We start from the raw sequence: 11,596 nt of genomic DNA on the forward strand, positions 1-11,596 counted from the left end.
AGACGAAAAGTCAGCATTTTTTTGACTTGATGTCTTCTAATTTTTCGACTATATTGGGTCTAGTCCTAAATTTTTCCTAGTCGTTCTGTGAATTTATGGTACGGGCATTTTTTATTACCTTGCCTTATCCGTACTCAGGCGCAACTGAACCTCGAAAAGTAAATAGCGTCTAAGTTTCCCAGACATAGGGTTAGTTACCACCTTCTCCCCGTAAGGGGACGGAAACCGCTTGTCTTGACGTTCGCGCTCTTTCAATCCGTAACCTGTCAGTTACCACCTTCTCCCCGTAAGGGGACGGAAACTGTATGTCTTCAACAATGGCTACAGCCTTACAAGTTTGTGTTTTTGTCGTCAGTGCTGACATTTTCCCCGCAAGGGGACGGAAACGCATAGGTGGAATTTTCGTCAAAATTTGGCAAATGCTTGTGAAGTCAGTGATGACCATTTCCCCGCGAGGGGACGAAAAATTTGCCTACTTGATAAAGTTATCTTTAGAGGCTTTGACTGTATCAATTACTAAAGTTTCTAGAGTTGAGTTTGACTGCTGAACACGTTTTTCAGATTGGCAGCAGCCTGCTAGGGGAAGGTGAAGGACAAGGGACTAAGTAGGTTGGCGGAAAGAAAAGCAGCTTTGTTAAGGAATATCAGCATGGCTATAATCCTTACAAATGACGAATGACTTTTGACAAAGGACGACCTTAAAGGTCTAAGTTGAATGGATTTAATCCATTAACAGTAGCTTCTTCGGTCTACCATCGTCTCGAACTTCTACAATTTTGACTTTTACCACTTGCCCTACAGACAAAGAATTTACTTTTTTATGCTCTTTTTGTGTTAAAGATATTGCATTGGAAAGCTTGTATGTTACCTCCACATTTTTTTTATTAGCGATCGCTGCTTCTACAATATCACCCAGTTTAAATTCTTGAGATGGGACTTTTGTTATTGTGTTGGGCTTTGCTGCCTCTGTCTCTAATTTAACAAAATCCGTTGACCCTCCCGATTTGTAATACCGCATGATTCGCGCTACCCAGCCTAATATTTGCAACATGGCTGGGACATCGTTTTGGTACTTCAATAAATGTTGCTTGCAGGCTTTCTCAATACTTTGATAAAAGTCAAATGTTCTACCACTATGCCCTATAGATTTGCCATTTTTTACTAAAATACTTAGATATTGAAAAAAGTTCTTACCTCCATTCTCTACATGACCGTAAGCCCTGAGATAGGCGATGATTTTGCCAACTTCATTCACATCTGTCTGCTCGTTTGATAGCATTTGCGCGATCGCATAAACAGTTTTCCATTGGTCTTCTGTGAGAGTTTCTGTTGCTAGCATTTAATACATTCCTTCAGGTGGTTCTCTATCGGTGGGAAATTGCAAGACTTCTCTTAATTGTTGCATTTGTTGCGATCGCACGAGGGTTTTGTGTGCTGAGGCAATTGCTTGTTTGAGAAAATCCTGCAATTTATTACCCGTCAAACTTTGCAATTCTTGTTCGTAGTTGCAATAGCGTTTTTTCCAATCTTGCTGGTTTTGCAGTAACTCTAACTCTTGAATATTTTCCACCACCATAGTCCCCATGCCAATGGGCTTACCCCCTCCCACCTTTAAGGCAATGGTATTATTAGGTTTATCTTGCCCCAACACAATCAATAAAGTTCCCAACTCAGCTAAAGTCAAATTCATAAAACGTAACTGAGTCGTAAAAATAAACTCGCTTCCCGCCTGCTGTACTGCGATTCCTTTTTGTGAACCTTTGTCAACAGCTTTGATGGTATGGTAATAAAACTTCCTTCCCGCGACTTTACCGTTTCTTAAGTAGTAAGCTGCACGTTTGGGGCGAGGCGCGTACAAAGAGGGTATAAATCCTACACTTGATTTCCTTTCCGTCGTCACAGCATCGGGAAAGCGAACCAATCCCTGCCAACCCATTGCACCAAATACCTGACAAGCAGGACACAGATTATTTTTGTTTCGACATTCACCATATCCGTCAGGAATTTTTGTTCTGTCTACTGTGGTTTTGCACAAGCAACTCGTCGTGATTGCTTCATAAATGGAACGCACCACTCCTTTTAAAGAACTCCCAGGAATCAGCAGTCCTTGGTTTCGCAAGACAGAGGTTTTGATTAAAGGAATATTGCGGGTTTGATTGGATATATCGCTGCCCATTGCCACTACCCCAGAGGCGACAAAGGCTGTGGTTTTGACTGTTAATCGTAGGGGAATTTTACCACTGATGCGATCGCTTCTAAATTGTTTTTGCCCAGCAGGTTCAGCGCGTTGAGGTGCGACATCTGGCAGAGAAACCAATTCATAAGGTTTAGAGACAGAATCGTTAACTGGTAAGGGTCTGTTGGGTGTTGGCTTGCGCGGGCTTGGGATAGGTTTATCAATAGTCATAATTATTTAAGTTGGTAAGGGTTGTCATTTGTTATTTGTCATTTGTCATTGGTTAGGGTTTTCAGGGTATTTATATTTTGTAAACAGTTCTGTTTATTCCCCTGACTTTTCACGGTATCTGGAAAACCCCTCTCCAACCTCTCCCCTACAAGGAGAGAGGCTTTGATTTCTCTCCCTTCCCTTGTAGGGAAGGGGGCTGGGGGGGTTAGCTGCGCTTTTTAGCTTTTCCACATGACGTGAAAAGTCAGGTTTATTTCCGTCCATTTATTTACTCACAGTGAGAGCTACAAAACGTACAGTTGCTGTATCCTTATCCATAAAGTAGCGTTGGGCAATTTTGATATCTTGATGAGAAAAACCTTTGGGAAATCTCGTTTCGGTTTCCGGATAGAAATGGGCATCACGGTCAACAATTTGCCAACTTTTCCCAATAGGCTTAAATCCCAGTTTTGCATCAGTTTCAACTTGACTCAGAAGCAACACTTCATAGCCTAAACCTCGTTGTTGCCAACGCAATTCCATTTTGCTGTTAAACATTTGCCCTTCGGGGCTGAATTCATTTAACTCAGAGGAAATCCCGCTCACTTTATCCACCCAACGCAGAAAGTAGTAACTTGGTTCGGATGGTTTTTCCAACAGTTGTTTGAGTTCCTCTTGGGAAGAGATTTGCTTAACTCCTACAAAAGGTTTCATGCTGCTTTTACCTCCAACAATTTGCACCAAGATTTCACAGTTCTTCTGAACAAATCCCGTACTTGTTCCTCACCCTCCCAACGCATTTCTACACCAAAACCTAACTCCATTGGTTGAGCAGCTACTGGTGTTTCTTGGGTATCATTTTCAGGAAAACCGTAGTCTTTGCCTTCCTCTTGTGAGAGAAAAACACCAGCCCCCAATAATTGCTGTCGATCCCATTTTTGTTTGGTTCCAATTTGGACGATTTGTTGATTTTCTAGAATGCAACCGGGATATTGCACAACCGCTGATTTCAACTTGGCTGCAACCAATCCCATACCGCGAGACTTAGCAAAACCCAAACCAAACCAACCGTCATTTAAATCCCGCAGCACTAAACCAATTAAACCGAGTTGTGCTAAGGAAAAGTTTTTGAGATGAATTTTGGTGTTAAATTCTCCTTCGGTACACACTTGATAGTTAAATGGTCCTACCGCAACAGAACCAAAGACTCTATCAATAGCCACACCGTTACGTTCTTCAATTTTTAATGCTGTGGATTTGTCGGGGTAAGCATCTTCTACTCTCACCCGGCTGGCTATGTATGTATTGCCAAACATTTGGTCGGTGAAGGAAGAAAGATGGTAAATTTCAGGTGGAGTGCGATCGCTTAGGTATTTATAATCATCATTTAAAGGGTCATTTGCCCAAACTTCCTTGGGATTGTTGGGACGGGTTGTTTTTCCCACTGTTCTGACAATTCTCTCAGCATGGGCGCGGATAGCACCTTTGAGGGAACTTCCGGGTAAATAGATAGAACGTCCTCCTGCATGATAGGTTTCCACAAATTCCATATCTGGTTTTGTCGGGTCAGCACCCTCTTTACCGGATTTAATTAATATCGGGCCGTCGGGATGTATACTGAGGGCGATGGTGCAATGGTTGACGAATCGTTTGTGCATGGTTTTTGGTTGGTGGGGTGTGTTTTGTAGATGAGTAATGGATTTGAATGCGCTTTACGATAGCAGTCCTAATTTGAGTTGTAAAAATTATGAACCGCGAAGACGCAAAGGGCGCAAAGAAAAGAGAGGAGAGAGGATTTTACACGTGATTTAGGATTGCTGTGAGTGTAGGGGAAACGGAGAGAAGAGTTATGTGGTGTTTGGGTAAGGGCTTATACTACGTTTGTCGTTGTGATGCATGCGCTAAAGCGCTACTACGAACCCATTAATTTTTGCGGTTTAAGAAGTAATCTTCGGGCTGGACAGTTCGTCTGTGAGATGATCGATTAACGCCTGCGTCCATTTTTGTTTGTAAGGTTTGGCGTCTTCATAGGCTGTTTTGTCATCTTTGACGAGTTTTTGCAGGTAGTTGAGTAACTGTTGTGGGTTGTCTTCCGTGTCAAACCACTGCATTGCTTCAATGTCTAGTTTCACCACTCCCAAACCGCGAGACCGTCCACCACCCAAAGGAATTTGTTCGGTTTCAAATTGGTGGATACCAACCATTAACAAACCCAGTTCCCAGTTTTCGGCATTTTCTACCACAGCGCGAAACTCAAAAGATGTTCCGGCTGGTACAACTTGGTAATCATACAGTTTGCCTTCCGCTGCGGTTTCCGTGTCTCTGTCAATCGCAACTCCATCCCGTTCTTGATATTGTCCAAACCAACCCTCTTGTATGACCGTTAAATCTCGCACTTGGAATTTACTTGCTACCCAAGGGGAACCAAATAACCGGGAGACTAAATCGGTCTTTTTGAGAATGGCTTCTGTGAGAGCAATATCATTTTTATAGTCTTCTTTCAGCTTTTTCATGTCATTGGATGTGATGGACCATTCCGATTCAATCGCTGGGTTAGCTGCGAATTTCTCATCAATGCCTCGTAAAAAACTTTCCAAACGGGACCGTAATGCCCCTTTGAAACTCGACCCCGGAATGAATGGTCTTCCCAATGCATCTTTGATAACGGGTAAGTCTGACCCTATGGGTTCTGTTGAACGACCCGCACTTATCCGCAGTGCTGTAATGGTGGTGAGTGTTCCTGTTATTTCTAAGCGATTTTTAAATGTGTCAAACATAGTTGGGTCATTGGTCATTGGTCATTGGTCATTTGTCATTTGTCAGGCTCGAACCGTTTGTGTTGTTCTCTCAGCACCGACGCTTCAGGGCTACTACAAAGCCCCTGCCTTTAGGCACGGGGTTCGCTTACAACTCGAAACCCAATATTGTTGCCCTTGTCCTCGGGTTCAAGATGGAAGCGAAATGCGGCACGACAAAACCACGGGGTAAAGTCCCAAGAACCACCACGCAGTATCACTCTACTATTATCACTTGATTTTAACCAAGCGCTACCATTTGTGGGGGCTCCTTCATAGTTTTCGTACCAGTGGTCGGCACACCATTCCCAGAGTAACCCGTGCATATCGTACAACCCAAAGGCATTAGCAACCCCAAAACTCCCCACAGGTGTTGTTTCTCCACGATATTTTCCTTTAGGGCTATCACCATACGTATTAACACCGTTATAATTCACTAAATCGGTAGTAATTGTTTCACCAAAGTGGAACGGAGTCGTTGTACCACCACGGCAAGCATATTCCCACTCTGCCTCACTGGGAAGACGGTAGGTACGTCCGGTGTATTTTGATAGTCTGTCACAAAATTCCACAGCTTCATACCATGATATTGTTTCTACCGGGCGATCGCTCTCTTTAAATCTAGATGGCTCGGGGTCGAGTTCGCAATTCACTTGTGGAAGAGTAGCGACAACTCGCCATTGTTCTTGGGTAATAAGATACTTACCCATGAAAAAGGATGGAACAGTGACTTGATGCTGGGGTCGTTCGCAGTCATCACTTGCTTCTTCAGTTTCAGGCGCACCCATGATGAACGTACCGCCGGGGATAGCGACCATCTCTAGGGTAACACCATTACCAAGGTCTTCCGTCAAGTATTGAGTTTGACGCTGTTCTTGGTTAATAATTTCTCCTTTGCCATTAACGGTAACGACATCAAAGGAAAAATAAGCGACTTGCTTCGACCTTGACTCCATTATCAATCTCTAGGTTAAGTTACTTTGCATGGGCTGGAGCACAACCAAAAACCATCATAATTTAACTGAGGGACTTCCAAGAAATCAATTCATCTCCTAGTGTGCGGCATAGTCCTACCTAGGATCGGGATAAGCTTTTTGGGCTTGCACCAACTGACTAGTCAGGTGGGTGTTCATCCATAATGGCAAGGACTCGACGCATATTCATCACACCCTCACGGTTGGTTTGGAGTAGAGCAACCGTTGCCCGTCCAATTGGTGTAATACCGAGCATTTGAGTTGTATCTTCGTTCCAAATGAAATGTTGGTTCCATTCCATTCGCCGAGGATGAAAAAGAGGAGCAAGCTGTCCTGTGGCTGGGTCGGGTGCTTCGGTTTTGTTGTACTTGTAGTTGTTGCAAGTTTGGCAGGATAGAGCAAGATTTTCTGCAATCGTTTGACCACCCCGACTAACGGGTTGAATGTGGTCAATAACTAGTGGATCGATTGCGTACTTCGCTTGACTGCGGCAATATTCACACAAACCGCCGGCGCGGTCAAAGACCTGTTGCTTTAGTGCTACAGGAATATATTCACTAGACATAAGTAACAGGTTGAATGCCTAGTTTTTCCATGAGTTCTGACAGGGAGACTTGACGAAGTTGAGCGAGGTTGGCGAGGGCTTCGAGGCGCTGGGCACCGAATTGTTCGATAGTATTGCTAAGTTGGATCAGGGTGTTGTATTCAGCGTCCGTGAGAGTTTCGGCTTCTTTTTTTGCGCGAAGCGTTTGATACTGAGCGCGGAGTTCTGGGTCGATACCTTGGTTAATTTTATGGAGCAGTTGAGCTTCTTCTAATGGAAGGACGTTTGCTTTGCGGTGAGCGCGAAGGATGACGACCTGCTGGAGGAGCCGATCCAAATCTGAAGAGTCCAGTTGATTAGCTGCCTGGATGAGTTCTTCGAGGCTCATAGGGGCATCCTTTGGATATTACGGAATTTTTTCCATTATAAACAAAGATACTTTCGCCCTGGTGTTGAGTAGGCATCCCCGTATTAGCCTTTAATAAAGTTTTGTAAAAAAATAGAAAATCCTGCATAAATCTGTGTATCTACACGGAAAAGTAGATAAAGTTTTTAGAAGCCAAGAATGAAAAAAATCCTTATCCTATCAGCAAATCCAAAGAACACAAACAAGCTCCGTCTAGATGAGGAGGTGCGCGAAATACAAGCGGGGCTGGAACGTGCCAAAACTATAGAACAGTTTGAACTCATTACCAGGTGGGCAGTCCGTATTGAGGATTTGTATCGGGCATTGTTAGATTACCAGCCACAGATTGTCCATTTTTCCGGACATGGGGTAGGGAGTGATGGCTTAGCTTTAGAAAATAACTCCGGGCTGGTGCAATTGGTAAGCACGCAATCTCTAGCAGGATTATTTGAATTGTTTAAGGAAACAATTGAGTGTGTCTTCTTGAATGCCTGCTATTCCGAAACCCAAGCTGACGCGATTCACCAACATATAAATTATGTAGTTGGTATGACTCAGACCATTGGCGATCGCTCAGCAATTGATTTTGCTAAAGGGTTTTATGATGCGCTGGGAGCAGGGAAATCCTATGAGTTTGCTTACAAATTTGGCTGTAGTGCGATCGCACTACAGGGAATTTCGGAGTGGGAAACCCCAGTATTTAAAAGCAGGGAAAGCGTAGCCCCTGTAAGCAGTGAAACAGCAAATTCTCACCAAGAATCTAATTTAGGTAATACAAACGTTCCATCAAGACAGGAAAATCAGCAAACACCAGCTTTACCAAATATTAACCAACAAGCTGGAGATAACGCGATTCAATTTGGACATATCGGACAAGCTGGAAATTTGAACTTTCATCGGTAGAACAAGATTATGACGGGTACTATTTCGCAGTCAGCTGGAAACAATGCCATCCAGTTTGGATATGTTGGACAGATAGAATCCTTGTCTGTTGACAATAGAAGTCAGCAAGCAACTGGCAATGGCATCCTTCAAGTTCAAATTGGCTCTCTTACAGGAAGCACCGTCAACTTCTCCCGTTTGGAACAGCAACAATCTCCACAACTTCGTTCTCTTCCTGTCCTTTTAGTTCCCCGTTCTTTTCCCTTATTGTTAGGTCGTCGGGAAGAAGTTAAAGTGGCAGTGAATGCTCTGCCCTATGACCAACCAGTAGAGTTCTATGGTTTCCCAGGGATAGGAAAGACAGTGTTACTGAGACATCTAGCTCATCATCCCTCAATAACTCCTGCTTTCTCCGATGGGATTGTTTACCATCACTCTACTCGTTACCAGCCAGTTTCCGATTTGCTGCAAATTCTTTACAACGCTTTTTATGAAAGTAGCGTTCCTTTTAAACCAACAGATATTCAAATACGTCATGCTCTTCAAGAAAAAAGGGTTCTCATTATATTAGAAGTTGCAAAACTCAATCGAGAAGAAGTAGAAAATCTACTTAACAGCTTACCTAACTGTACTTTTCTTTTCACTTCAAAAGAACGCCAATTGTGGGGGGAAGGACATTCTGTAGGACTACAGGGACTGCACTTAAATGATGCGGTGTCTCTTGTAGCAAGAGAACTTGGACGCAGTCTCAGCCCGGAAGAACGCCTTGTTGCTGAAAAGCTATGCACTGCTTTACAGGGGAATCCATTGCGAATCCTGCAAACAGTCGCACTTGTGAGAGAAGACAATATTTCACTAGCACTAGTGCAAGAGCGAATACAATCCACCACCTCAACTCTAGGCTGGGTTGAACAACGCCTAGCTTCATTGCAAAAACCACAGAAGTTAATTGTAACGGTATTGGCTGCTTTGGGTGGTGTCGCCTTGGGATTAGAATTGCTGGCAGGTTTAACTGAAATCCCACAAGTTAAGCTTGTGCTAGAAACGTTAATACGGCGCAACTTATTGCAAGTTGATGGTTCGCGTTACAGCCTAAGTAGCAACTTAATTGAGTACACACAACAACAGTGGAACCTAACACCTTTTTTGGAGAAGGCTGCAACGTACTTTACAACTTGGGTTCAACAACAAACAACCCCACAACGTTTATTGGAAGAATGCGATGCCATTCTCCAAGTTCTGGAGTGGGCTGTCGAAATTGGTCGGTGGACTGATGTGCTTTGCCTGGGAAGAGGGATAGAAGCTACACTTGCCTTGAGTGGGCAATGGGGTACGTGGCAAATGGTGCTGCAATATCTGCTTCAGGCGGCGCGTGTTATGGGAGACCAAGCAGTTGAAGCTTTTGCCTTACATCAATTAGGAACTCGTTCTCTCTGTCTTAATGAAGTTACACAAGCACAAGATTATTTAACACAGGCGCTTCGTATTAGAGAATCTCTTAATGACCAAGTTGGAGCAGAAGCCACTCGCCACAATCTAAAATTTCTTTTGGAACCACCTTCACCACCTCAGTCTGAACAACATGAATTAGATGGTAGTTCATCAAGTTCGGGTGGTTCACTGCTGTTTAAAGGTGGCATTGCTGTTTTGCTTTTAGCACTGGGGGGATTGCTGTTCCTCATTTTCTGGTTCTTCCCAAAGCCGCAACCCTCAGACCCCACTCCAACGGTAACTCCTAGCGCAACTCCAACTCAAACTCCTACCCCAACCATAACTCCTAGCGCAACTCCAACTCAAACTTCCACCCCAACAATCACTCCTAGCGCAACTCCAACTCAAACTTCCACCCCAACAATCACTCCTAGCGCAACTCCAACTCAAACTCCCACCCCAACAATCACTCCTAGCGCAACTCCAACTCAAACTCCTACCCCAACCATAACTCCTAGCGAAACTCCAACTCAAACTCCCACACCAACAATCACTCCTAGCGAAACTCCAACTCAAACTCCCACCCCAACGGTAACTCCTACCCTCGAATCCATATCTCTCAATCAAAGCAGTGTCATTAGGGGTACAACTGTAACGGGAAGAGTCATTCTTAGCTCTCCTGCGCCAGAAGGTGGTGTTACAGTCAATCTCAATAGCCGCAATCCATCTCTTGCCAAAGTTTCACCATCATCGCTGAAAGTGGAAGCAGGGAACAAAGAAGCTCTATTTGAAATCTTTACGTCTGTTGATGGCAGTGACTCCCCAAATGCTTCCATTGTTAACATTGCAGCTACCTATGAAGGAGTAACTAGAATAACATCGCTGACAATTGAATCCGAAAACCTTCCAAAACCAGAAATCACCTCTATAAAGCTAGAACAAAAACGCATACCCTGGGGTAAAACAGTGCAGGGAGTAGTCACTCTTGATAGCCCAGCACCAGATGATGGCGTCGTTATTATTCTTACCACTAATGAGCCATCTCTTGTTACAGTTTCACCGTCATCGCTGAAAGTGGAAGCGGGAACAACAACAGCTCCTTTTGAGGTCTTAACTTCTACTAACGATCGCACTTTCCTAAAAGTCAAAATTGTCGAAATTGCAGCATCTTTGGAAGGGGGAGAGTCTCGCCAAACGGAAAAACTGTCTATTTATTATAACAGTGATACCTCCCCTCAACTTCGCTCTCTATATATTGAGAATCATAATAAAGTAAAAATTGATACTTCACGTTGGAGTCAATGAACGACAACTGTGTGGGGAGTGACATTAATACAACTGTCACATTTGTCATGGCGAGTAGAATGTGGGTAAATGTCGATAAAGTACATCCAAAAATGCCAACAGCAAAACCGAGAATAACTATATGTACTCCGAGTCATCAAACAAGCCATAGGGCTTGAGAGAACCTCAACAGCACAGCAACAGATGGGCGAGGAAAATGACGTAAACAAATGACCACATTGAATTTTCAATCATGGAGGACAAATGACCCGAGCCTTAACCAAACGAGTAAGTTTCGATGAATTTATCGCTTGGTATCCAGAGAACCCGCAACGACGCTATGAACTACATGATGGAGTAATCGTTGAAATTCCACCACCGACAGGAGACCATGAACAAGTTATTGGATTTTTAGTCGGAGAAATAGTTGCGGAATATAAACGTTTAAAACTTCCTTACTTCATCCCTAAGACAGCATTTGTTAAACCAAGTGGGAGCGAATCAGCTTACTCACCAGATGTGCTGCTACTAAACAGCCCTAATTTAGTCAATGAACCTCTCTGGAAAAAGGAGTCAACTGTATCGGACGCAGCATCAGTCCCCTTAGTGATTGAAGTGATAAGTACCAACTGGCGCGATGATTATCACAAAAAGCTCGCTGACTATGAGGAAATGGGTATTCCTGAGTACTGGATTGTGGATTACGCCGCGCTAGGCGGGCGTAAGTTTATTGGTAATCCAAAACAACCGACTATCTCCGTGTACCAGTTGATTGAAGATGAGTATCAAGTTAGTCAGTTTAGAGAAAGCGATCGCATTATCTCACCGACTTTTCCTGAATTAAATTTGACTGCTGACGAGATTTTTCGGGTAGCGAGCCTCTAGGAAATTTGT

At 43.7% G+C, this 11,596-nt stretch carries 12 protein-coding genes; 4 read left to right on the plus strand and 8 right to left on the minus strand.

Annotation, left to right across the window (positions count from 1 at the left end):
* The first annotated feature begins 305 nt into the window (after positions 1 to 305).
* A complete protein-coding gene (locus ACYRY3_RS35210; protein ID WP_460206323.1) occupies positions 306 to 548 on the plus strand; it encodes a hypothetical protein in 243 nt (80 codons plus the stop codon).
* A gap of 173 nt (positions 549 to 721) precedes the next feature.
* Here ACYRY3_RS35210 and ACYRY3_RS35215 read toward each other — a convergent pair whose 3' ends face one another.
* From ACYRY3_RS35215 to ACYRY3_RS35250, 8 genes are all read right to left on the minus strand, one after another.
* Entirely contained in the window at positions 722 to 1,339 is a 618-nt protein-coding gene (locus tag ACYRY3_RS35215; RefSeq protein ID WP_460206324.1) for a hypothetical protein, read from the minus strand.
* A complete protein-coding gene (locus ACYRY3_RS35220; protein ID WP_460206325.1) occupies positions 1,340 to 2,407 on the minus strand; it encodes an RAMP superfamily CRISPR-associated protein in 1,068 nt (355 codons plus the stop codon). It abuts the gene before it with no gap.
* 264 nt (positions 2,408 to 2,671) lie between these two features.
* A complete protein-coding gene (locus tag ACYRY3_RS35225; RefSeq protein WP_460206326.1) occupies positions 2,672 to 3,100 on the minus strand; it encodes a hypothetical protein in 429 nt (142 codons plus the stop codon).
* A complete protein-coding gene (locus tag ACYRY3_RS35230) occupies positions 3,097 to 4,044 on the minus strand; it encodes an RAMP superfamily CRISPR-associated protein (protein WP_460206328.1) in 948 nt (315 codons plus the stop codon). The genes ACYRY3_RS35225 and ACYRY3_RS35230 overlap by 4 nt, the downstream gene beginning before the upstream one ends.
* A 279-nt stretch (positions 4,045 to 4,323) precedes the next feature.
* Positions 4,324 to 5,163, minus strand: a complete 840-nt coding sequence (gene csx7, locus ACYRY3_RS35235; protein ID WP_460206391.1) for a type III CRISPR-associated RAMP protein Csx7 — start codon at positions 5,161 to 5,163, stop codon at positions 4,324 to 4,326.
* 110 nt (positions 5,164 to 5,273) lie between these two features.
* Positions 5,274 to 6,137, minus strand: a complete 864-nt coding sequence (locus tag ACYRY3_RS35240) for a formylglycine-generating enzyme family protein (protein ID WP_460206329.1) — start codon at positions 6,135 to 6,137, stop codon at positions 5,274 to 5,276.
* A 157-nt stretch (positions 6,138 to 6,294) separates the two neighbouring features.
* Complete coding sequence (locus ACYRY3_RS35245; protein WP_460206330.1) at positions 6,295 to 6,720, minus strand: HNH endonuclease; 426 nt, start codon at positions 6,718 to 6,720, stop codon at positions 6,295 to 6,297.
* Positions 6,713 to 7,087 (minus strand): STAS/SEC14 domain-containing protein, encoded by a 375-nt coding sequence (locus tag ACYRY3_RS35250; protein WP_460206331.1) that lies wholly within the window; start codon positions 7,085 to 7,087, stop codon positions 6,713 to 6,715. Before ACYRY3_RS35250 ends, ACYRY3_RS35245 begins: the two co-directional genes overlap by 8 nt.
* Positions 7,088 to 7,264: 177 nt before the next feature.
* Here ACYRY3_RS35250 and ACYRY3_RS35255 point away from each other — a divergent pair, with 177 nt between their 5' ends.
* The 3 genes from ACYRY3_RS35255 to ACYRY3_RS35265 all read left to right on the plus strand — a co-directional run bounded on the left by ACYRY3_RS35255 (position 7,265) and on the right by ACYRY3_RS35265 (position 11,587).
* Entirely contained in the window at positions 7,265 to 8,008 is a 744-nt protein-coding gene (locus ACYRY3_RS35255; protein ID WP_460206332.1) for a CHAT domain-containing protein, read from the plus strand.
* A 9-nt stretch (positions 8,009 to 8,017) separates the two neighbouring features.
* Positions 8,018 to 10,723 (plus strand): NB-ARC domain-containing protein, encoded by a 2,706-nt coding sequence (locus ACYRY3_RS35260; RefSeq protein ID WP_460206333.1) that lies wholly within the window; start codon positions 8,018 to 8,020, stop codon positions 10,721 to 10,723.
* A 243-nt stretch (positions 10,724 to 10,966) separates the two neighbouring features.
* On the plus strand, positions 10,967 to 11,587 hold the full coding sequence (locus ACYRY3_RS35265; protein WP_460206334.1) for a Uma2 family endonuclease: 621 nt from the start codon (positions 10,967 to 10,969) through the stop codon (positions 11,585 to 11,587).
* The last annotated feature ends 9 nt before the right edge of the window (positions 11,588 to 11,596 follow it).

The sequence above is a fragment of the Scytonema sp. NUACC21 genome (assembly GCF_054684315.1).